The sequence below is a fragment of the Allopontixanthobacter sediminis genome (assembly GCF_009828115.1).
GTDB classification, from domain to species: Bacteria; Pseudomonadota; Alphaproteobacteria; order Sphingomonadales; family Sphingomonadaceae; genus Allopontixanthobacter; species Allopontixanthobacter sediminis.
In genome coordinates this window covers 305,311-327,156 of sequence record NZ_WTYL01000001.1, presented here as the reverse complement: position 1 = coordinate 327,156, position 21,846 = coordinate 305,311, and the positions used below count along the sequence as shown (strand labels likewise).

Annotated in this window: 20 protein-coding genes; 11 read left to right on the top strand and 9 right to left on the bottom strand. The window is 63.8% G+C overall.

Annotated elements, in window-relative coordinates; all coding sequences use genetic code 11:
• Positions 1-2 precede the first annotated feature (2 nt).
• The gene (gene fsa / locus GRI65_RS01780) at positions 3-656 is read right to left on the bottom strand and encodes a fructose-6-phosphate aldolase (protein ID WP_160754819.1); all 654 of its coding nucleotides are present in this window, start codon (positions 654-656) and stop codon (positions 3-5) included.
• Positions 657-756: 100 nt separating this feature from the next.
• Positions 757-1,443 (bottom strand): DUF4197 domain-containing protein, encoded by a 687-nt coding sequence (locus GRI65_RS01775; protein ID WP_160754818.1) that lies wholly within the window; start codon positions 1,441-1,443, stop codon positions 757-759.
• A 57-nt stretch (positions 1,444-1,500) separates the two neighbouring features.
• On the opposite strand from GRI65_RS01775, the gene GRI65_RS01770 reads away from it, so the two are divergent.
• The 4 genes from GRI65_RS01770 (at position 1,501) to GRI65_RS01755 (ending at position 7,615) form a co-directional block, all read left to right on the top strand.
• The gene (locus tag GRI65_RS01770) at positions 1,501-3,666 is read left to right on the top strand and encodes a primosomal protein N' (protein ID WP_160754817.1); all 2,166 of its coding nucleotides are present in this window, start codon (positions 1,501-1,503) and stop codon (positions 3,664-3,666) included.
• Between the two features lie 111 nt (positions 3,667-3,777).
• On the top strand, positions 3,778-5,358 hold the full coding sequence (locus GRI65_RS01765) for a tetratricopeptide repeat protein (protein WP_160754816.1): 1,581 nt from the start codon (positions 3,778-3,780) through the stop codon (positions 5,356-5,358).
• 2 nt (positions 5,359-5,360) lie between these two features.
• On the top strand, positions 5,361-5,999 hold the full coding sequence (locus tag GRI65_RS01760) for a glutathione S-transferase family protein (RefSeq protein ID WP_160754815.1): 639 nt from the start codon (positions 5,361-5,363) through the stop codon (positions 5,997-5,999).
• A gap of 35 nt (positions 6,000-6,034) precedes the next feature.
• Positions 6,035-7,615, top strand: coding sequence for a cryptochrome/photolyase family protein (locus GRI65_RS01755; protein WP_202391076.1), 1,581 nt, complete (start codon positions 6,035-6,037; stop codon positions 7,613-7,615).
• On the opposite strand, the gene GRI65_RS01750 is transcribed toward GRI65_RS01755, so the two are convergent.
• Genes GRI65_RS01750 through GRI65_RS01740 form a run of 3 tightly spaced genes read right to left on the bottom strand, consistent with a single transcriptional unit; the run spans position 7,612 to position 9,898 of the window.
• The gene (locus tag GRI65_RS01750) at positions 7,612-8,391 is read right to left on the bottom strand and encodes an isocitrate lyase/PEP mutase family protein (protein WP_160754814.1); all 780 of its coding nucleotides are present in this window, start codon (positions 8,389-8,391) and stop codon (positions 7,612-7,614) included. The genes GRI65_RS01755 and GRI65_RS01750 overlap by 4 nt on opposite strands.
• Positions 8,388-9,422, bottom strand: a complete 1,035-nt coding sequence (ada, locus tag GRI65_RS01745; protein ID WP_332872575.1) for a bifunctional DNA-binding transcriptional regulator/O6-methylguanine-DNA methyltransferase Ada — start codon at positions 9,420-9,422, stop codon at positions 8,388-8,390. The genes GRI65_RS01750 and ada overlap by 4 nt, the downstream gene beginning before the upstream one ends.
• Positions 9,419-9,898, bottom strand: a complete 480-nt coding sequence (locus tag GRI65_RS01740) for a DUF1203 domain-containing protein (protein WP_160754812.1) — start codon at positions 9,896-9,898, stop codon at positions 9,419-9,421. The genes ada and GRI65_RS01740 overlap by 4 nt, the downstream gene beginning before the upstream one ends.
• A gap of 99 nt (positions 9,899-9,997) precedes the next feature.
• On the opposite strand from GRI65_RS01740, the gene GRI65_RS01735 reads away from it, so the two are divergent.
• Complete coding sequence (locus GRI65_RS01735) at positions 9,998-11,584, top strand: S1C family serine protease (protein ID WP_160754811.1); 1,587 nt, start codon at positions 9,998-10,000, stop codon at positions 11,582-11,584.
• Positions 11,585-11,593: 9 nt separating this feature from the next.
• Here the strand turns inward: GRI65_RS01735 and GRI65_RS01730 are convergent, their stop codons facing one another.
• Complete coding sequence (locus tag GRI65_RS01730) at positions 11,594-12,406, bottom strand: TauD/TfdA dioxygenase family protein (RefSeq protein ID WP_232843884.1); 813 nt, start codon at positions 12,404-12,406, stop codon at positions 11,594-11,596.
• A gap of 235 nt (positions 12,407-12,641) precedes the next feature.
• Here GRI65_RS01730 and GRI65_RS01725 point away from each other — a divergent pair, with 235 nt between their 5' ends.
• The 5 genes from GRI65_RS01725 (at position 12,642) to GRI65_RS01705 (ending at position 17,551) form a co-directional block, all read left to right on the top strand.
• The gene (locus tag GRI65_RS01725; protein ID WP_160754809.1) at positions 12,642-13,226 is read left to right on the top strand and encodes a F0F1 ATP synthase subunit delta; all 585 of its coding nucleotides are present in this window, start codon (positions 12,642-12,644) and stop codon (positions 13,224-13,226) included.
• Positions 13,227-13,229: 3 nt separating this feature from the next.
• Entirely contained in the window at positions 13,230-14,759 is a 1,530-nt protein-coding gene (atpA, locus tag GRI65_RS01720) for a F0F1 ATP synthase subunit alpha (protein WP_160754808.1), read from the top strand.
• A gap of 25 nt (positions 14,760-14,784) precedes the next feature.
• Positions 14,785-15,657 (top strand): F0F1 ATP synthase subunit gamma, encoded by an 873-nt coding sequence (locus GRI65_RS01715; RefSeq protein ID WP_160754807.1) that lies wholly within the window; start codon positions 14,785-14,787, stop codon positions 15,655-15,657.
• Between the two features lie 24 nt (positions 15,658-15,681).
• The gene (atpD, locus tag GRI65_RS01710; RefSeq protein ID WP_160754806.1) at positions 15,682-17,139 is read left to right on the top strand and encodes a F0F1 ATP synthase subunit beta; all 1,458 of its coding nucleotides are present in this window, start codon (positions 15,682-15,684) and stop codon (positions 17,137-17,139) included.
• 151 nt (positions 17,140-17,290) lie between these two features.
• Positions 17,291-17,551 carry an ATP synthase F1 subunit epsilon gene (locus GRI65_RS01705; RefSeq protein ID WP_160754805.1) on the top strand — a complete coding sequence of 87 codons (261 nt, stop codon included), beginning with the start codon at positions 17,291-17,293 and terminating at the stop codon, positions 17,549-17,551.
• A 59-nt stretch (positions 17,552-17,610) separates the two neighbouring features.
• Here the strand turns inward: GRI65_RS01705 and GRI65_RS01700 are convergent, their stop codons facing one another.
• Together GRI65_RS01700 and glmU are read right to left on the bottom strand one after the other, a co-directional pair.
• Positions 17,611-18,204 carry a hypothetical protein gene (locus GRI65_RS01700; protein ID WP_160754804.1) on the bottom strand — a complete coding sequence of 198 codons (594 nt, stop codon included), beginning with the start codon at positions 18,202-18,204 and terminating at the stop codon, positions 17,611-17,613.
• Between the two features lie 2 nt (positions 18,205-18,206).
• Positions 18,207-19,592, bottom strand: coding sequence for a bifunctional UDP-N-acetylglucosamine diphosphorylase/glucosamine-1-phosphate N-acetyltransferase GlmU (glmU, locus tag GRI65_RS01695; protein WP_160754803.1), 1,386 nt, complete (start codon positions 19,590-19,592; stop codon positions 18,207-18,209).
• Positions 19,593-19,669: 77 nt separating this feature from the next.
• On the opposite strand from glmU, the gene GRI65_RS01690 reads away from it, so the two are divergent.
• Positions 19,670-20,338 (top strand): HAD-IA family hydrolase, encoded by a 669-nt coding sequence (locus GRI65_RS01690; protein ID WP_160754802.1) that lies wholly within the window; start codon positions 19,670-19,672, stop codon positions 20,336-20,338.
• 7 nt (positions 20,339-20,345) lie between these two features.
• Here the strand turns inward: GRI65_RS01690 and GRI65_RS01685 are convergent, their stop codons facing one another.
• A complete protein-coding gene (locus GRI65_RS01685) occupies positions 20,346-21,722 on the bottom strand; it encodes an OprO/OprP family phosphate-selective porin (RefSeq protein ID WP_232843883.1) in 1,377 nt (458 codons plus the stop codon).
• Positions 21,723-21,846: the final 124 nt, after the last annotated feature.

Genomic DNA, 21,846 nt, shown 5'->3' with positions numbered 1-21,846 from the left:
TGTTACAGGATGCTCTGGCCCGTCTTCGCCCAATCGGCCAGGAAGCCTTCGATGCCCTTGTCGGTCAGCACGTGGTTGGCCAGCGCCATGATTACCTTGGGCGGCGCGGTCATCACATCGGCACCGATCAGCGCGCTTTCGAGCACATGCGTCGCATGGCGGACGCTGGCGACGAGGATTTCGGTGTCGAACAGGTAATTGTCGTAGATGGTGCGGATATCCCGGATCAGTTCCATCCCGTTGACGCCGTTGTCATCGTGCCGGCCCACAAACGGCGAGACGAATGTCGCGCCCGCCTTGGCCGCCAGCAGCGCCTGGTTGGCGGAGAAACACAGCGTCACGTTGACCATCGTGCCTTCGCCCGTCAGCGCCTTGCAGGTTTTCAACCCGTCGATCGTCAGCGGCACCTTGATGCAGACATTGTCCGCGATCTTGCGCAGGACTTCCGCTTCTTTCAGCATCGTCTCGTGATCCAGCGCGACCACTTCGGCGCTGACCGGTCCGCTGGTCAGTCCGCAGATTTCCTTCGTCACTTCCATGAAATTGCGGCCGGACTTCGCAATCAAGCTGGGGTTGGTGGTGACCCCGTCGAGCAGGCCAGTAGCGGCCAGTTCCTTGATGTCGTCAATCTCGGCAGTGTCGGCGAAGAATTTCATGGTGGGCTCCGGTGTGGGCGAGTTGGATTCGCGAACCGCTATATGCGGGCCAGCCGCCCTTCACCACCCCCACACACCGGCTGGTTTTCTAAAGTCAGGTCTAGAGCCCGGCGCCGAGCACTCCGATCAGCAGCGGATCGCGCGTGGAACGGGGGTCGGCGCGGATGGCGCTTTCCTCCTGGGCGATCTCCCGCCAGATCACATCGTTGACGCGCGACCCGAAACTGTTTGCCACCTGCGCCACATTGACGCCGGTCAGCGCCGACAGCGTCTGACCCACCAAAGGATCCTGTGCCACGCGCAGTGCATCGCCGATTTCGGGCACCAGCACTTCGATCAATTGTCCGCTCATCTCGCTTTGCAGGAAGGACGTTGCCGCGGTCGGCCCGCCCCGCACCAGCGCCACCGCATTTCCGATCCCGATTACTCGCACGGCGTCCGCCACTACCGGCGCCGCGCGGTAGGATCCTTCGATTGCGATCCCGGCAAAGGCATCATTGAGACGTGATTTGAACAGCGACGAGGACAGGATCGAGGACAGGACGTCGCCCCGCGTTCCCAGCAAATCGGAAAACCCGATCTGCGCGACCTGCTGGTCCCAGAACCCGCCATCGGCCGTCATCCGGGCAAAGGCTCTCTCGCTCGACACCATCAAAAGTCGCCGGATCGCTTCGGTAAAGCTGTAACCGCCGGTCGTCGCGCAGGCGGACACTCCGAGCAGCGCGGTGGCCGACAGACCGACCAGGAATCCGCGTCGTGCGGGCCGCAATTCGATTAATTCGTTCATTTCGGGCATCCTCACCTTGCCGCCTGACTGTAGCTGCGCCCATATGGCCGCAGCATTATGAACCGCGCCAGACTCCTCCATTTCAACGCCGCACTCGGGCCCCTCGACTACAAGGTGCCCGGCGACATGAACGTCGAACCCGGCTCGGTCGTGGTCGCGCCGCTGGGTCCGCGCCAGATCATCGGGATCGTCTGGGAAGAAGAGCGGCTGCCGTCAGATTCCGTTCCCGATCACAAATTGCGCGCCCTGATCGAAGTGCTCCCGGTGCCCCCCCTGCGCCCGGAACTGCGGCGGCTGATCGAATGGACGGCGGATTATTACTGCGCCCGGATCGCCTCGGTGGCACGGATGGTGCTGGCGTCTGGCGGTGCGCTGCGCGGACCATCGACAATGATTGAATACCGCCTGACCGGGACGGAGCCTGAGCGGATGACCCCGCAGCGCGCCGTCGCACTCGACGCACTCCAGGGCGAACAGGCAACGATCCGCGAACTGGCCGAATTCGCCAGCGTCAGCGAGGGAGTGCTGCGCGGGCTCGTCAACCAGGGCGCGCTGGAACCGGTCGAAGTCGACATCGACCGGCCCTATCCAAGGCCCGATCCCGATTTCGCGCAGCCGAAATTGAGCGAGGACCAGCAGGACGTCGCCGACCGCTTCACCGAAGCCGTCGAGGCGAAAAAATTCGCGCCCTTCCTGCTCGACGGGGTGACCGGTTCGGGCAAGACCGAAACCTATTTCGAACCGCTCGCCGCGGCGCTGCGGATGGACCGGCAGGTGCTGGTCCTGCTACCCGAAATCGCGCTGACGGAAGCATTCCTGCGCCGGTTCGAGGACCGCTTCGGCACGCCGCCCGTGGTATGGCATTCCAGCCTCAAATCCACGGAACGCCGCCGCGCGTGGCGGGCGATTGCCAGCGGCGAGGCGAAAGTCGTGGTGGGCGCGCGCTCCGCATTGTTCCTGCCCTTCGCCCGGCTTGGCCTGCTGGTAGTGGACGAGGCCCACGAGGTCAGCTTCAAGCAGGACGAAGGGGTCCGCTACAACGCCCGCGACGTGGCGGTGATGCGCGGCCATTTCGAAGGGGTGCCCGTGATCCTCGCCAGCGCGACCCCGGCGCTTGAAAGCCTGCAGATGGCGGAAAGCGGGATCTACGAACGGCTCGAACTGCCCAGCCGGTTCGGCGGCGCGACCATGCCCGATGTCAGCATCATCAATTTGACGGAGGAAAAGCCGGAACGTGGCCGCTGGCTGTCCCCCCGGCTGGTCGAGCAATTGAAGCTGCGGCTGGAACGCGGCGAACAATCGCTGCTGTTCCTCAACCGCCGCGGCTATGCCCCGCTGACCCTGTGCCGCAATTGCGGGTTCCGTTTCCAGTGTCCCAACTGCAGCGCGTGGCTGGTCGAACACCGGCTTTCCAACCGTTTGTCCTGTCACCACTGCGGCCACGAAACCACGCCGCCGCCCGCGTGCCCCGAATGCGGCGAGCTGGACTGCCTGGTCGCTTGCGGACCCGGGGTGGAGCGGATCGCGGACGAAGTGGCGGAGATCCTGCCCGAAGCGCGGGTTGCGCTGGTCACGTCCGACACGCTCAACTCGCCGGAAAAGGCCGCTGCGTTCGTCAGGCAGGCGGAGGAGCGGATGATCGACGTAATCGTCGGCACCCAGCTGGTCACCAAGGGGTTCCATTTCCCAGAACTGACGCTTGTGGGCGTGGTCGATGCCGACCTCGGGCTCGAAGGCGGCGACCTGCGCGCGGCCGAGCGGACCTATCAGCAGATGGCGCAGGTTGCGGGCCGCGCAGGGCGCGGGGCGAAACCGGGCGAAGTGCTGATCCAGACCCGCCACCCCGATGCCCCGGTGATCGCGGCCCTCGCCGCCGGGGACCGCGATGCCTTCTATGCGGCGGAAACCGAGGCCCGCCGCGACGCCGGCGCGCCGCCATTTGGCCGCTGGGCCGCGATCATCGTGTCGTCCGAAGACGAGGCCGAAGCGCGCGAAGCCGCCCGCGCCATCGGCGGCACTCGCCCGAGCCTGCCCGATGTGATGATCCTCGGCCCCGCCCCCGCCCCGATGTCCTTGCTGCGCGGCCGCTACCGTTACCGCCTGCTGATCAACGCGCGCCGCAGCGCCCAGGTACAGAACATCATCCGCGACTGGCTAGGCGAACTGAATTTTCCGCAAGGAGTGCGCGTCGCGGTGGATATCGACCCATATAGTTTCGTTTGAAAGTTTGCCTTTGAAAAGGGCGTATGCTTATTCTGCTGCGACTACGCGTGGCCAGCTAAGGGTGAATTGCATGGCCATGCGATCCGGGATCGCAAACTAGGGACTGTTTTCATGCGCTTTGTACTGGGATTTCTTGCGTCGCTTGCCGTATCCACATCCGCGTTTGCCGCGGAATGGTGGGAAGCCAAGACCGACCACTTCATCGTCAAATCGGAAAGTTCGGAGGCAGAGGCGCGCCAGCTCGCGCTCGATCTGGAGCGGTTCGACGAAGCGATGCGGTATATGTACGGCACCGCAAAGGATACCGAAGTGGTCCCCGACTCGTCGAAGCTGACCATGTATCACTTTGGCGATACGAACGACATTGGCCGCCTTGCGGGTTCACGCGGCGTGGCCGGGTTCTTCATTCCGCGCGCCGGGCAATCGGTCGCGTTCTCCCCGGTCAAGGAACCGCGCCAGCGGACATTGGGGACGCGCAGCGACGAAAACAGCCTGAGCCCGCGCGTGGTCATGTTCCACGAATATTCGCATTACTTCATGTATCAGCACGCCGCGGCTGCCTATCCGGCCTGGTACCGGGAGGGATTTGCCGAGGTTTACGGAACGATCGAGCTTACCGACAAGGGCTTCAAGCTCGGCGCGCCGGCGACCCATCGCGCCCTCGTACTGCAGTACCTCAACAGCTACAGTGTGGAACGCCTGCTCGATCCGCCGGAAAAGATGAACGGCGAAGACGTAGCCCAGATTTACGCGATGGGCTGGATGCTGTCGCATTACCTCACCTTCTCGGGCGAGCGGAAGGGACAGCTTGGCGAATACCTCAGGCTGATCAATGGCGGCGCCAGCAGCCTGGACGCCGGCAAGGGCGCGTTTGGCGATCTCGGTAAACTCAACCGTGATCTCGACCGGTACCGTCGGGGCCGGGCGCCGGGGATGGAAATCACCTACGCCGATTACACCCCGCCGACCGCGACGACCCGCAAGATGACCGACGCGGAATCGGAAATGATGATGCTCCACATCAAATCGACCCGCGGTGTCGACGAAGATGAAGCAAAGCAACTGGTCCAGCCCGCCCGCGATCTCCTTGCCCGTTTCCCGGGCAGCGCTCCCGTCCAGTTGGCGGTGGCGGAAGCGGAATTCGATGCGGAAAACCTGGACCGGGCGGAAACAGCGGCAAAGAAAGCGCTCGAAATCGATAGTTCGCTCGCCCGCGGGCACATCTACCTTGCCCGGATCGCGATGAAGCGGGCGGAGGAAGATCCTTCGCAATTCGTGGTTGCACGCGAGCAATACGCCGCCGCCAACCGGCTCGATCCGCGCAACGCCGATCCGCTCAAGGGCTATTACCTGACGTACCAGCTGGCGGGCGAAACTCCGCCGGAACCCGCGCTGATCGCGCTCGAAACGGCTTATGACCTGGCGCCGTTCGACCCCACGATCCGCACGGCGCTGGCGCATCTGCTGCTGACCGAAGACCGCAACCGGGAATCGATTGCGCTGCTCAGCCCGATTATCAACGATCCCCACGCCAGCAAGCGGGCCAAGAAGCTGCGTGACCTGGTCGCGAAGATCGAAGATGGCGACAAGTCCGCCGCGCTGGTGGAACTGGCGCCCAAGCTCAATCCCGAGGACGAGGAAGAAGACGAGGACGACGCCGTCCGCAATCCGGCCGCCGCCGTGCTCAATTGAGCATGTCGAGGCTGACCGTCCATCACTTGCGCATTTCGCAGTCCGAACGGATTGTCTGGCTGTGCGAGGAACTGGGGCTCGACTATGATCTGAGGCTGTATACCCGGCGCGAGGACAACCGCCTCGCGCCGGATGAATACAAGGCGCTGCACCCGATGGGCATCGCGCCGGTGATCGAGGACGGAGACCTGGTGCTGGGCGAAAGCGGTGCGATCGTCGAATATATCGCGGCGAAGTACGGACGCGGGCAGCTGACACCTTCGCCCGACCACGCCGATTATCCCGATCACCTGTTCTGGTTCCACTTCGCCAACGCCACCTTCATGACCAACGGGATGATGGCGATCGCCGCCCAGCAGGCGGGTGCGAAAGAGATGCCGCCGTTCGTGGCCGACCGCACTCGCAAAGGCTGGGAAATGGTCGAAGCGCGGCTCGGCCAGGCGGATTATTTCGGCGGGTCGGACCTGACCACGGCGGATATCATGATGGGTTTCCAGCTGACCACCAGCCGCGCGTTCAACAACAAGTCGATTGGCGACATGCCGAATTTGCAGGCCTATCTCAAACGGATCGGCGAGCGTCCAGCCTACCAGTCGGCAATGGCGAAGGCGGAACCCGGGATGCCGCCGAAGCTCGATTGATCGGCACCGACCGGAGATTCGATCATTCCAGCCGTATGAGCCAATCCGAAAACCTGTCCGGCGCGGGCCCGGTCCTGGTCCCGATCCTCGGCGACCAGCTGACGCGCGGACTTGCGTCGCTGGCAGGCCGCGCCAAGGATGATACGGTCGTCCTGTTGATGGAGGTGTGGGACGAGGCGACCTACGTCAAACATCACCAGCAGAAGATCGCGCTGATCTTTTCCGCCATGCGCCATTTCGCCGCCGAGCTGGAGCAGGACGGATGGACCGTCGATTACACTCGGCTGACCGACCCTGACAACGCCGGCAGCTTTACCGGCGAAGTCGCCCGCGCGGTGGAGCGGCACGACCCGCGGGAAATCGACATTGTCGAGGCGGGCGAATGGCGGGTGCAGCAGGCCATCGAGGAATGGCCGGACAAGTTCGTCTGCCCGGTCACGATCCATCCTGACGACCGTTTCCTGTGCTCGATCGGAGAGTTCCGCGACTGGGCCGAAGGGCGCAAGACCCTGCAGATGGAGTATTTCTACCGCGAGATGCGCCGCAAGACCGGCATCCTCATGGCGGGCGACCAGCCGGAAGGCGGCCAATGGAATTACGACTACGACAATCGCGGAAAGCCGGACAAGAACCTGAACCCGCCGCCCGCTCCGAAATTTGCGCCTGACGCCGTGACGTCAGAAGTAATGGGCCTCGTCGCGGAACGGTTTGGCGATCACTTCGGCAAACTCGATAACTTCGCCTGGCCGGTCACGCGCGCCCAAGCCGAGCAAGCGCGCGCCGCCTTCCTGACAGAACGCCTGCCCGACTTTGGCACCTATCAGGATGCGATGGTCCACGGGTCGGATGATCTGTACCACTCCCTGCTGTCCACCTCGATCAATCTCGGCCTGCTCGACCCCGTGGAAACCTGCAAACTGGCGGAAGAGGAATATTACGCGGGCCGCGCGCCGATCAACGCGGTCGAAGGCTTCATCCGGCAGATCATCGGCTGGCGCGAATATATCCGCGGGATGTACTGGCTGGAAATGCCCGGCCTGCGCGAAGCGAACGCGCTGGAGGCTGTCCGGCCCCTGCCCGAATTCTACTGGACCGGCGAAACCGACATGCGCTGCATGGCCGACTGTGTCCGCTCCACCCGCGACCACGCCCACGCGCATCACATCCAGCGGCTGATGGTGCTGGGCAATTTCGCGCTGATCGCCGGCATCCGCCCGCAGGAAGTCGAGGACTGGTTCCTGGTGGTCTATGCCGACGCCTATGAATGGGTCGAACTGCCCAATGTAGCGGCGATGGCATTGTGGGCGGACAAGGGACGGCTCGCAACCAAGCCCTACGCTGCCAGCGGAAACTACATCAACTCGATGTCCGATTACTGCGGCAAATGCGTCTACTCACCAGCGAAGAAAAGCGGCGACGGAGCCTGCCCGTTCGGCCCGCTCTACTGGAATTTCTTGATCCGCAACCGCCCGCTGCTGGAACGGAACAACCGCGTTTCGCGGGTGTACTCGAACTGGGACCGGATGGATGAAACCAAGCGCGAGGAGTATCTGGCGAGCGCGGAGAAAATCCTGGCGGGATTAGTCCCGGCCAGTGAGGGTTGGGCGCGGGGCTAGGCGGCGTCGTAAGTCGGTGCCTCGCCTGCAAAAACCCTTGCGGCCTCATCCCCCAGCCACGCCATTGCTGCGGCCCAGGGACGGTGCCCATGGCTGATCCGCGCTACGCCCAGTTCTGCCAGTTCTGCCCGATCTGAAAATCCGCCGGCGCTGGCCGGCGTCCAGATGATATTGACCGGAATGGGCGAAGCCTCACAGATAGATGCAATGCTAGCACGGTTGGTGGTGAAGGGCACGAAAAGTCCGCTTGCCCCGGCATCGGAATAAGCCCGGGCACGTTCGAGAACCTGCTCAACCAGCGCCGGGCCATGATCCTCCGCCGCGCGCCCCCGGAAAGCGTCGCATCTCGCGTTGACGAACACGCCGGTGTCGGCGGCTGCCCTGATCCGGAGTGATTGCCGATCAACCGTCGTCAGGGCATCCATCCCTGGCATCCGGTCCTCAAGATTGATCCCCGCCGCGCCCGAAACAACCGCCCGGGCCACGGACTCGCCGACTTCCGCTGGCGTTTCCCCATACCCCGATTCCATATCGATCGAGACAGGCAGGTCGGTAACGCGCAGGATCCGTTCCAGATTGGCCAGCACTGCGTCCAGTGGGAAGCCTTCCCCATCCTTGAACCCCTGCGATTCGGCCACGCCGTAGCTACCGGTGGCGATAGCCCGTGCACCGGCACCGGTCACCGCCTTAGCGCTTCCGGCATCCCAGATATTGTACAGCATCAGTGGGTCGCCCGGAACGTGCAGCGACCTGAAACGATCGACCTTGGAATTCATTTCGCTTCCCTTTCCAACAACTTCTTCTTGATGTCCGCCCCATAAGCATAGCCGCCCAGCGAGCCGTCGGACCGCACCACGCGGTGGCAGGGGATCAGCACTGCGACGCAGTTCGCGCCGTTGGCGCTGCCTGCTGCGCGGACCGCCCTGGGGTTGCCCGCCGCGGCGGCGATCTCCGCGTAGGAACGGGTTTCGCCCGGGGGAATCCTGCGCAGTTCTGCCCACACCGCTTCCTGGAATGCAGTGCCTTTGACATCGAGCGGGATGTCGTTTGCGCTGCCGGGCTGTTCGACCGCGCCGATTACCCGCTGGAGCAGGTCGGCGAAATCCGCGCCGCCTTCCACCAGCACCGCATTGGGAAACCGAGCGGCCAGTTCCGCTTCTCCCTCGGCGAAGGACAGCCGGCACACGCCCTTATCCGTGGCGGCGACCAGCATCGGGCCGAGCGTCGTCTGCACGACTGCCCAGCGGATCGTCACCCCCGCGCCCCCGCCGCGCCATACCGATGCGGTCATCCCCAGTCTCCCGTCCATTGAATCGTAGAAGCGCGACGCGGCTTCGAACCCGGCATCGTAGATTGCGCCGGTCACACTGTCCCCGCCGCTGAGCGCATCGCGTGCCCGTTCTTCCCGTAGCGCCCGTGCATAGGCCGCAGGCGACAACCCGGTGGCGCGTTTGAACACCCGCTGGAAATGGGACGGCGAATAACCAACCTGCCGCGCCAACTCGCCCAGCAGCGGCCGGCCTCCGCTTGCCTTGATCTCGTCGGTCGCAGCCAGCACCGCCGCTTCGTCGCGCCCGGCATCATCGGGCAGGCACCGCTTGCACGCGCGCAGACCCGCCTCCCTCGCCTCGGCTCCGGAGGCGAAGAAGCGCACGTTGCCGCGTCCGGGATGCCGCGCCGCGCATGACGGGCGGCAATATATCCCGGTGGTGAGGACGCCGGTGACAAAGCGCCCGTCATACGCCCGGTCACGGCGCAGCACCGCGGCCCATGCCTGATCGGCAGCAATTGCGCGCGCGGAGGTCACTCGTCTTCTCCCGTCCTGTCGATCCGCGCCGCAAAACATCCGCGGGCCGCGTTATGGGCATGGATATAGGCGACATCCGGGTTGGCGAACAGGGCGAGAATTTTCGTATCCGCCTCCCCCGGAAGGGCAAGCTGCGCCTGGCACATCATCCCCCGCGCATCGAAACCGCGCAGGGATATCGGACGTCCTTCGAATACTGGCGGCAGTGTGTCCACCAGCGGAGCCGCCTGTTCGGCGTCCTCGCGCAGAAAGATGGCAAACGCGCTGCGATACGGCGTCGCGACATCATGGCTGACATGGTTGAGCAAGATCAGGCTTTCGCCCTTGGCGGCATCGCGCAGGCTGATCCGGCACGGGTATCCCGCGTCCGCCTTCGCCTGCATCCGGACGGCCCCGATGGCGGCAAGCTGTTCCTCGTCCATTTCGAACAACGGCTGGAACTGTTCTTTTTCGAGTGGCGAAATTCGGTAGGTCATGATCTTGGCTCCTTGCTGGTCCAGCCGTGATCGCACCATTTTCCCGTCGCCGCTTCCCGAAGCTTGCGGTCAAAACCCTGCGCGGTCTAAGACGCGGCCATGAAGCGCCAAATTCTTGCCCTGCTGGCAATTTTCGCATTGTTGCTGCCCTCGGGCGCGATGGCCGATCCGGCGGACGTCTCTGCCGCCGCGCGCGGCGTGGTGCGGGTGGTGATCATGGGCACCGATGGCCAGCGGATTTTCCCGGTCAGCCACGGCAGCGGCTTTGCCGTCACCCCGACGCGGATCGTGACCAATTCGCACGTCGTGATGGAAGCGGTGCAGGACAACACCCTGAGGATCGGGATCGTCCCGCCCGACGGGGACGAAGGCGCCTATGCCAAACTGATCGCTGTGAGCCCGGGCAACGACCTGGCTCTGCTGGAAATCGTCGGCAGCAATCTGCGTCTGCCGCCGCTGACCGTTTCAGGCGCCGGTGACCAAGACGGGGCGGAGGTTTCGGCGGTCGGCTATCCAATGAATGTCGACCAGGCGCAGGGCCTGAACATGAGCGACATTTTCGATTCGCAGCCACCGGTGAAAAGTCGCGGCTTCCTGTCCGGATCGCGCCCTTCACGGCAGTTCGATACGATCCTCCACACCGCCCCGATTGCGCGCGGCAACTCGGGCGGCCCGCTGCTCGACAGTTGCGGCCGGGTGCTGGGCGTCAACAGTTTCGGTGCGGATTCGCAAGGCGGCGATGCGGAATTCTATTTCGCCGTCTCGACCCGCGAGTTGCTGCCTTTCCTGCGCGATAATGGCGTGACCGCGCGGACCAACGCCCTGCCCTGCCGCAGCCTGGCCGAAGTGGACGAGAACGAGCGCGAACGGATCGAACGCGAACAACTGGTCGCCCGGCAGGACCTCGCCGAGCGCGCCGAGGCCGACCGCGCCAAGCGGGAGCGCGCCCGGTTGGAAGCGGAGTTGGCAGTAACGGAAACGCGCGAAAACCAGATGGCCATCGCCGCCGTCCTGCTTCTGATCGCGGTCGGCGGCGGGGTAATCGCGTATCAGGCGCGCGGCACCGCGGGGCAGGAACGAAAGTTCGCCATCGCCAGCGGAATTGCCGCGGTGGCGCTCGTCGCCGCGCTGGCGGTGTGGTTCACGCGCCCCGGCCTCGACGAGATCGACCGCCGGGTTGCCGGCGTAATGCAGGCCGGGCCGGACGAAGGCAGCGATGCAGCAGCCTCCGACGATGACGACCCCGGCGCAATCGACATGTCGGCGCAGGCCCGGGGCGACGGCGCGCTCACTTGTGTGTTGCAGGAAGACCGCAGCCGGATCGTAGGTGCGCCGAACGAGGAAGTCGAATTCGCCTGGGCGGACAATGGCTGCGTCAACGAACGCACGCAGTACGGTTTTGCCAGCGGCGTGTGGTCGCGCGTGTTCGTGCCCAACGAAGAAGCCGCCGTGTCGGTCAACCGCTACGACCCCGCGAGCAGGACCTTCCGCACCGACCGCTACCTGCTAGGCCGTGCCGCGATGGACGAAGCGCGCGCCGCCCGCAGCGCCTACACCGCGCCCAAATGCGGCAGCGAAGGCGCGGCATCGCGGCTCGGCGACCTGCAAGGCGCGGTAACCTCCGCCTTGCCCGCCCAGCCGAACGAACGGCTGGTCTATAGCTGCGAGGAAAAGACGCAGCGTTAGATTGGCCCGTTAAGCAGCGAGCGCCTCGCCGCTCAGTGTGATCCGGTGCATTTCGCGGGCGTATCCCGGGTAATCGTTGAGCGCGTTGTGCCAGGTCGCGCGGTTGTCCCAGATGGCGACGGTGCCGGGTTCCCACACGACGCGGCACTGGTTCGCTTCGTCCATCGCGGCATTGTACAGGCGCTGGAGCAGCGGCAGGCTTTCTTCCCGCGTCTGCCCTTCGAAATGGATGGTGAAGGACGGGTTCACATACAGCAGCCTTCGCCCGGTGCGCGGATGGCGGATCACGACCGGATGCGTTGCGCCGGTCTTCATCTCCTGCCCGCGCAGTTCGCTGGCCATGTCGGTCTGGGCGTAGGCCCCGTCCAACGCATAGACATGATCGGCGGTGTGGAACGCGCGCAGCCCCTCCACCGCGTCTTTCAGATCATCGGGCAAGGCATCATAGGCGGCGCCCATATGCGCGAACAGGGTATCCCCGCCAGACGGGGGCAGCACCCGCGCCACCAGGATCGACCCCATCGCCGGGACCTGGTCATAGGAATGGTCGGTGTGCCACGCCCCGCCGATATTGGTCTGCTGGTCGGCACGTTTGCGCACGATCGCGATTTCCGGATATTCCCCGTCGAGCGGAAAGTAGTTGTTGATGTCGATACCGCCCCAGCGTTTTGCGAAGGCGATATGCTCTTCCGGCGACAGGCTCTGGCTGCGCAGCACTGCCACCCCGTGGGTGTACACCGCCCGTTTGAGCGCCTCCAGTTCCGCGTCGTCGAGCGCGGCCAGCTGGATGCCGCTGACGCTCGCGCCCGCATTTGCAGTCATCGGGGTTATCCGCATGGTGTGTCCTCCGCCTTGTTCCGCGCGGCCATCTGTGCAGCCGTAGGCGCCACCAATACGCCAAATCGGGAAAATCGAAAGCGCTTCGCTCCGGGACGGGTTGCATCGCAGCATCCCCGATGATAGGGGCGCGCCAGCCGAACCGGGGCAGTGTTTTGCGCGTCCCATCCTAGGCTACACGACAACATCGCATCTTGCCGACCCAAGAGGACCTCAACGCGTGGAAATTTCCGCCGGTATTCAAGCTAGCCTCGCAGGCCGTTACGCTTCGGCCCTGTTCGATTTGGCGTCGGAGGCTGGAACGGTCACTGCGGTGGAATCGGACCTCGAAAAACTGCGCGCCGCGCTCGGCGAATCGGCCGACCTGCGGGCGCTGACGACCAATCCCGAAGTATCGCGCGATGCCGCCCAGGGCGCTATCGGCGGCGTTGCCGGGCTGCTCGGCCTGTCGCCGCTCACCGGAAATTTCCTCGGCGTGCTGGCGCAGAACCGCCGGCTGTCGCAGCTGCCCGCGATGATTCGCGCCTTCAACACCATTGCCGCTGCACAGCGCGGCGAAGTGACTGCGGAAGTCACCAGCGCCCACGCGCTTACCGACACGCAGCTTGCCTCGCTCAAGGACAAACTGACGGCCCGCGAAGGCCGCACCGTGAAATTACAGACGAGCGTCAATCCCGACCTGCTTGGCGGCCTGGTGGTCACCATCGGGTCCAAGCGGATCGACGGTTCGATTCTCACCCGGCTCAACACCCTCGCTACCAAGATGATGAAGGCTGACGGCGTAACCGCCGATCAGAAAGGCTAACCCATGGAAATCCGTGCCGCAGAAATTTCGAAGGTCATCAAGGACCAGATCGCCAATTTTGGAACCGAAGCCGAAGTAACCGAAGTCGGTTCGGTTCTCTCGGTGGGTGACGGGATCGCCCGTATCCACGGCCTCGACAATGTCCAGGCTGGCGAAATGGTCGAATTCTCCAACGGCGTGCAAGGCATGGCGCTCAACCTCGAAGCGGACAATGTCGGCGTCGTGATTTTCGGCTCCGACGCCGAAATCAAGGAAGGCGATGTCGTCAAGCGGACCGGCACCATCGTGGACGTCCCCGTGGGCAAGGAACTGCTTGGCCGCGTAGTCGACGCGCTCGGCAATCCGATCGACGGCAAGGGCCCGCTAGGCACCACTCTGCGCAGCCGCGTCGAAGTGAAGGCTCCGGGCATCATCCCGCGCCAGTCGGTGAACGAGCCCGTGCAGACCGGCCTCAAGGCCATCGACGCCCTGGTTCCGGTTGGCCGCGGCCAGCGCGAACTGATCATCGGTGACCGCCAGACCGGCAAGTCCGCCGTGGCGATCGATACTTTCATCAACCAGAAGAACGCGCATCAGGGCGATGACGAGAAGCAGAAACTGTACTGCATCTATGTCGCCATCGGCCAGAAGCGTTCCACGGTTGCCCAGATCGTGAAGAGCCTCGAAGAAAACGGCGCGATGGAATATTCGATCGTGGTCGCCGCCACCGCTTCCGAGCCTGCCCCGCTGCAGTATCTCGCACCCTACACCGGCTGCGCGATGGGCGAATATTTCCGCGACAACGGCATGCACGCCGTGATCGTGTATGACGATCTTTCCAAACAGGCCGTGGCCTACCGCCAGATGTCACTGCTGCTGCGCCGTCCTCCGGGCCGTGAAGCCTATCCGGGCGACGTGTTCTATCTCCACTCGCGCCTGCTCGAGCGCGCGGCGAAGATGAACGACGAACATGGCGGCGGCTCGCTGACCGCACTGCCGATCATCGAAACGCAGGCCGGTGACGTGTCCGCCTATATTCCGACCAACGTGATTTCGATCACCGACGGCCAGATCTTCCTCGAAACGGAATTGTTCTACCAGGGCATCCGTCCGGCGATCAACGTCGGTCTGTCGGTATCCCGTGTCGGCGGTGCCGCCCAGACCAAGGCGATGAAGAAGGTGTCCGGCTCGATCAAGCTGGAGCTGGCGCAGTACCGCGAAATGGCGGCATTCGCCCAGTTCGGTTCGGACCTCGACGCGTCCACGCAGAAATTGCTGAACCGCGGTGCGCGGCTGGTGGAACTGCTGAAGCAGCCCCAGTTCTCGCCGCTGCCGTTCGAAGAACAGACGGTGTCGATCTTCGCGGGTACCAATGGCTACCTTGATGCCATCCCGGCGTCGCGCGTGGTGGAATACGAAGCCGCGATGCTCAGCCACATGCGCAGCGAACATGCGGACATCCTCGCAACGATCCGCACTTCGAAGAACTTCGATGACGATGTGAAGAAGCGGACCGTTTCCGCGCTCGACGCATTCGCCAAGATTTTTGCGTAAGCCTGTAGAGAACTAGGGAGCCGAAATGGCCTCGCTCAAAGAACTCAAGGATCGGATCGGGTCGGTAAAATCGACCCAGAAGATCACCAAGGCCAAGCAAATGGTCGCCGCTGCCAAGCTCCGCAAGGCGCAGGCCGCAGCCGAGGCCGCGCGTCCCTATGCCAGCCGGCTTGCCAGCGTCATGGCGGCGCTCGCTTCCAAGGTCAGCGGCGACGATGCCCCGAAACTGCTCAGCGGGACCGGTTCGGACAAGCGCCACCTGCTGGTAGTCGCCAATTCCGACAAAGGCCTGGCCGGTGCGTTCAACGCGAACATCGTCCGCGCCGCCCTCGTCAAGGCGCGTGCCTTGCAGGCCGAGGGCAAGGATGTCGAATTCTACCTGATCGGCAAGAAGGGCCGCGCGCCAATCAAGCGCGCGTTCCCGAACAATGTCGGCACCATGTTCGACACGACGCAGGTCCGCGAGCCGGGTTACGGCGAAGCCGAACGCGTTTCGGAAGAGCTGGTCGAAATGTACGAAGCCGGCAAGTTCGATGTCGCGCATCTTTTCTTCAGCCGCTTCAAATCCGCGCTGACGCAGGAACCGACCGAGCAGCAGATCATCCCCGTTCCGGCACCGGACATTGCTCCGGTAGAAACCGGCGCGGTGGTGGAATACGAACCGGGCGAGGAAGAAATCCTGGAAGCATTGCTGCCGCGCTACCTGAAGACCCAGATCTTCGGCGCGCTGCTCGAAAACAACGCGTCCGAACAGGGCGCATCGATGACCGCAATGGACAACGCCACGCGCAACGCCGGCGAGCTCATCGACAAGCTGACCATCCAGTACAACCGCAGCCGCCAGGCCGCGATTACCACCGAACTTATTGAGATCATCGCTGGCGCTGAAGCGCTCTAAGAATATCAGGCAAGGACGAATATCATGGCCACCGCCCCCGTACTCAACCAGGTTACCGCTGGTACCATCAGCCAGATCATCGGCGCCGTCGTCGACGTTGCGTTCCCCGGTGAACTGCCGTCGATCCTGACCGCGCTGGAAACCGACAACAACGGCAACCGGCTGGTGCTGGAAGTCGCGCAGCATCTGGGTGAAAACACCGTCCGCTGCATCGCGATGGACGCCACCGAAGGCCTCACCCGCGGCCAGAGCGTGACCAGCACCGGTGCACAGATCTCCGTGCCCGTCGGCCCGAAGACACTCGGCCGCATCATGAACGTGATCGGTGAGCCGATTGACGAACGCGGCCCGGTCGGCGCGGAAAAGCGCAACCCGATCCATGCCGAGGCTCCGCTGTTCGTCGACCAGTCGACCGAAGCGGCCATCCTCGTCACCGGGATCAAGGTCATCGACCTGCTCGCACCTTATGCGAAGGGCGGCAAGATCGGCCTGTTCGGCGGCGCCGGCGTGGGCAAGACGGTTCTGATTCAGGAACTGATCAACAACATCGCCAAGGGCCACGGCGGCGTGTCCGTGTTCGCCGGCGTGGGTGAACGTACCCGCGAAGGCAACGACCTTTACCACGAATTCCTCGATGCCGGCGTTATCGCCAAGGATGCGGACGGCAACGCGACCTCCGAAGGTTCGAAGGTGGCGCTGGTCTTCGGCCAGATGAACGAGCCGCCGGGCGCACGTGCCCGCGTCGCCCTGTCCGGTCTGACCATGGCGGAATATTTCCGCGATGAAGAAGGCCAGGACGTGCTGTTCTTCGTCGACAACATCTTCCGCTTCACGCAGGCCGGTTCCGAAGTGTCCGCACTGCTGGGCCGTATCCCTTCGGCGGTGGGTTATCAGCCAACCCTGTCGACCGACATGGGCAATTTGCAGGAACGCATCACCTCCACCAACAAGGGGTCGATCACCTCGGTTCAGGCCATCTACGTTCCCGCAGATGACCTTACCGACCCTGCGCCAGCCGCGTCGTTCGCCCACTTGGACGCGACGACCACGCTGAACCGCGCGATTTCCGAACTCGGCATCTATCCTGCGGTCGATCCGCTCGATTCCACCAGCCGCGTACTCGAACCGCGCGTCGTGGGTGACGAGCATTACCAGACGGCTCGCCGGGTTCAGGAAACCCTGCAGAAGTACAAGAGCCTGCAGGACATCATCGCCATTCTCGGCATGGACGAGCTTTCCGAAGAAGATAAGCTGACCGTCCAGCGCGCGCGTAAGATCCAGAAGTTCCTCAGCCAGCCGTTCCACGTGGCCGAAGTCTTCACCAACATCCCCGGCAAATTCGTGGCGCTGGAAGACACCGTCGCCTCGTTCAAGGCCGTGGTCGAAGGCGAATACGATCACCTTCCCGAGAGCGCCTTCTACATGGTCGGGGGGATCGATGAAGCGGTCGCCAAGGCCAAGAAGATGGCCGAGGACGCCTGATTTCACTTTGCCCCCTCTTCTTCAGAGGAGGGGGTTGGGGGTGGTGGCGAGCGTAGCGAGCGCCAATGCACCACCCGGCTGCGACTAGCCAGCAAGCTGCCAAGTCTCGCTGCCCCTCCTCTGAAGAGGAGGGGGTCTTGAGGAAAACACGATGCCGCTTCACTTCGAACTCGTAACGCCTGCCCGGTTGGTCCGCTCCGAGGATGTCCACATGGTGGTAGTCCCCGGCACCGAAGGCGAATTCGGCGTGCTGGAGGGCCATGCGCCCTTCATGTCCACCATCCGCGATGGTGCGGTGCAGGTCTACAAGACCGAAGGCAGCGCGCCGGAACTGATCGAAGTGCGCGGCGGCTTTGCCGAAGTCGGCGACAGCGGCCTGACGGTGCTGGCGGAGCATGTCGACGGGGACTAGTCTCCGCCACGACAGGAATTCAGGAAGGGCGGCCATCGTGCCGCCCTTTTCTTTGGTGCTTACGGATCCGCGCGTTGGGTTTCGTCGGTGAACAATTCGTTCTCCTGTTTCATGTAGCGTTCCGCAATGTCGTACTGGACCGGCACTGGCTCGGCGTCGTCGCATTCTACCACCAATGGAACTTCCTTCGGCCGAAGGACCATGACCCCGTCGCTGATCGCTGGATTATTCGGCTCTCCAGCCCCGAAATTGGTCCGCACTATCCGACTGAACACCACGTAGCGCGTCCCGGCGTTCTCGAACGCGATCTGCGCTTCGCCGCCGCCGGAATACGGAACCGAGGCGAATCGTCCGCCCGCCACGGCCAGTTCCGGTTCGCTTGCACCATACCGGTATTCGACAGTTCCGCCGGGATCCGCGCATACAGCGATCCGTTTGGCAGACGCGGTCTTGCAGGAGAAAATCGTTTCCTCCCCCGCCTTGCAGCCCCCGCCGCGCGCTGGCGCCGGAAGTTCCGCCGCTACCGAAGGGCCAACTGCGGAAGGGGGCGCCGTCTGCCCCTCCTCTGACCGGGTCTCGACCACTACCTCGTTCTGCTGCTCGGCACTGCAGGCTGCGAGGGTACTGAGTGCGGCCAGGCCCAGATATCGCACTGCTATTTCCCGCCCCCGTCGGGCCCGCCCTCGGCTGGATTTTCACCAGCCTTCTTCTTTTTCATCGTATCGTGGAAGCGGTCTGCCCAGCCCGGCTTGACCAATTGTTCGGCCCGCACCATCCGCAATTCGCCGTCCGCGACATCGCGGCTGACCGCGCTGCCCGCAGCGACGATGGCGTCCGCGCCGATCTTGACCGGAGCGATCAGCGCGCTGTTCGAACCGATGAAGGCGCGCGGTCCGATCACCGTGCGGTGTTTGAAATAGCCATCGTAATTGCAGGTGATGGTGCCCGCGCCGATATTCGCTTCCGCGCCGATCGTCGCATCGCCGAGATAGGTCAGATGGCTTGCCTTGGCGCCCTTGCCCATTACGGCGTTCTTTATCTCGACGAAATTGCCGACCTTGGCGCCTTCTTCCAGCACCGTCCCGGGCCGCAGGCGGGCGTAAGGGCCTACCACCGCATGTTCGCCCACGCTGGCGCCCTCCAGATGGCTGAAGGCACGGATCGTCGCGTGATCGGCCACCGTCACGCCGGGCCCGAAAATGACATTCGGCTCGATGGTCACGTCCCTCCCCAGCCGAGTATCCCAGCTGAAAAAGACGGTCTCGGGTGCTTTGAGAGAGACCCCGTCCGCCATCGCTTCCTCGCGGCGGAAATCCTGCCATTGGCGTTCCGCCTCCGCCAGTTCGGCGCGGCTGTTGATCCCGGCGACTTCGCGCGGATCATCGGTCTTGACCACCGCGCTGGTGCGCCCGTCCCCGTTGGCGACATTGACGACATCGACGAGGTAATATTCGGCCTGCGCGTTGTCGTTGCCGACCCGGGCGAGCAGGTCGAACATATCCGCCGCCCGCGCAGCCATCAGCCCCGAATTGCACAGCCGGCACGCGCGTTCTTCCTCGCTGGCGTCCTTGTATTCGACCATCCGGTCGATCCGCCCGGCATCGTCGGCGATCACCCGGCCATATTGCAGCGCGTCGTCCGGCTCAAAGCCCAGCACCACCACCGCGGGGGCGTCCTCCGCGTGCAGCCGCTCCAGCATCCGGCGCATGGTCGCGGCGCGCACGAACGGCACGTCGCCATACAGGATCAGCACATCGCCTTCGAGATCGCGAAGTGCGCCCTGCGCCTGCTGCACCGCATGGCCGGTGCCAAGCTGCGGTTCCTGCAGACAGGTTTCCGCCCGCTCGCCCAACGCACGCTCCAACTGGTCCCGCCCCGCGCCCACCACCACCACGGTCTGCGCCGGGTTCAATTCCTGCGCGGAGGCCATGAGATGATCGAGCATCGGACGCCCGGCAATCGGGTGCAGCACCTTGTGCAAATCCGATTTCATGCGGGTGCCCTTGCCCGCGGCGAGGATGATGGTGGTGAGTTTGGTCATGCATGCTTCCTGTGTTCGGGTGCGGCAATGCCACCAAACGCTTGCTGTTTGAAGACGCATCCGTCACTCGGCGGGGCATGAATGACATTCCCTTCGACATTGTCGGCTTCGATCTCGACGGTACGCTGCTCGATACCCACCGCGATCTGGGTGAAGCGGTCAACCACGCGCTGGCGCTGGGCGGCTTCGCGCCGGTTCCGGTAGCCGAGGTGGAAGGCCTCATCGGCGGCGGCGCGAAGCTGATGCTGCGGCGGGCGATCGACAATCAGGGCGGCATCGGGGACGAGGAATTCCGCCCGCTCTACAAGGCGCTGCTTGGCTATTACGCGGACAACAACACCGTCCACACGTGCCCCTACCCGGGCGTGGAGGAGGCACTCGAGACCCTTGCCTCGCAGGATATCAGACTGGCCGTGGTGACCAACAAATTCGAAAGTTTTGCCGCCGCGATCCTCACCCAGCTCGGCCTCGCGGACCGGTTCGTGACGATCATCGGCGGGGACACATTGGGCAAAGGACGCGCAAAACCGCAGCCCGACCCCATCCTGGAAGCGATCGGCCGCTGCGGCGGAGGACGTTTCGTGTTCGTGGGTGACAGCAGCTACGACATGGCTTCCGCCCGCGCCGCCAACGTGCCGGTCATCGCGGCTGGCTATGGCTATTGCGACATGCCGCCGCACGAACTGGACGCGGACGCCGTGATCGCCGGCTTCGATGAACTGATCCCGGCAATAAAGGCGCTATAGCTGCCGCTCAGAAATCGACCTGCGCGCGGACACCGAAGCTGTCCACGCTGTAATCCGCCGACGTTCCCGCCAGAATCGCGGCGTCGCGGTATTGGTTACGCCAGTAATTGAGCATGAAACGGGTGTAGTCGGACGGGGTCCAGATCAGCGACACGCCGAACGAATCCTGTATCCCGCCAATGACCCCGGCATCGCTGAGGTCGAGATGATCGTAGCGCGCGTTGACCTGCACCGCGCCGAACCCGCCCTTGCCAACCGGGTTCTTGGGTTTCACCCGGTCGAACTTGTTACCCTTGTACCCGCGGCTGTCACCGGGCGTGAGGAAGTAACCCACTTCCGCGTAGCCGCCGAAAAACGTCGGGTCGGTCAGGGCACCGGGCCGGTCCACCTGCTGCCAGAATGTCTCGCCCGTCAGGTGCAGAGGACCATTGATCGCCGCCAGTTCCAACCCGTAGCCGAGTTCGCTGACCGCGCCGATATTGCCGGTGTTGATGAAGCGGGTATCGGTGAAATGGACTTGCGGCCGCTGGCGGTAACGAACCGTGGTTTGCGCGTCGTTGAGGTCGCGGTAATGCACCGACCCGCCCGCGTGCAGTTGGAAGTTGCCCAGCTTTGGTGCCACTACCGCGCGGGCATCGGCTCCCCAGCTGTTGTTGTCCGCATCGAGATTGTCGATGTTGTCGGTGAACACCCCGCCCTGCAGCAGGACCATGCCTTTGCCGTAAGACGCGGACAGGCCGACCCGCCGTTGGAAGTCGAAGGCATCGGTGAAGGCGGCGCGTTCCATGAAGCTGGTGAAGCGGCTGCTGGTCAGTTCTTCGAGACCCTGGAAATTGTTGTGCTGGCCGACGGAAAGTTTTGTATCTCCCGCTTCGTAACCCAGGATCGCGTCGGTGATTTCGACTGCACCGCCGGTGAACTCCAGCTCCATCTTGTAGTCGAAGCCGCCGGGAATATCCCCCTGCACCCCGATCCGGGCGCGCCGCACCTCGTTGCCGAAGCCAAGCCCGGGATCGCTGATGCTTGCGGGTGCATCGACCGATCCGGCATCGATCATCAGCCGTCCGAACGGCTCGAAGCTCCAGCCGCCGGGCTTCTCCAAGCGGGCGACCGGGGGCGGGGCGGACGCAGGCGTCACTGCCACGGGGCCAGGTTCCTCCGCCGCAGGCTTCTCCTCGAATTCGGAAGCTTGCAGTCGCGATTCCAGCGCTTCGATCTGCTGCGCCATGGCCGCCATCTGTTCGCGCATGGCTGCGATTTCGGCTCGTACGGCCTCGGGCGGCCCCTGTTCAGCCTGCGCGTTCGCTGGTATGGTCCAGCCCAGCGCAGCGGCCAGGGCGACGGTCGAAAAGGTGCGGGTGACTAACATCGGATCCGGGCTCATTTCGGTTTCGTTACGATTCGTTGACGCGTTTATGTCGCTTAAAAGACTGTTCTGTGACAGTGGTCTGCCGCATTGCCGTTACGGCATTGTAAGATCGGCGCAGAACGGTTGAAAGTGGCTGAAA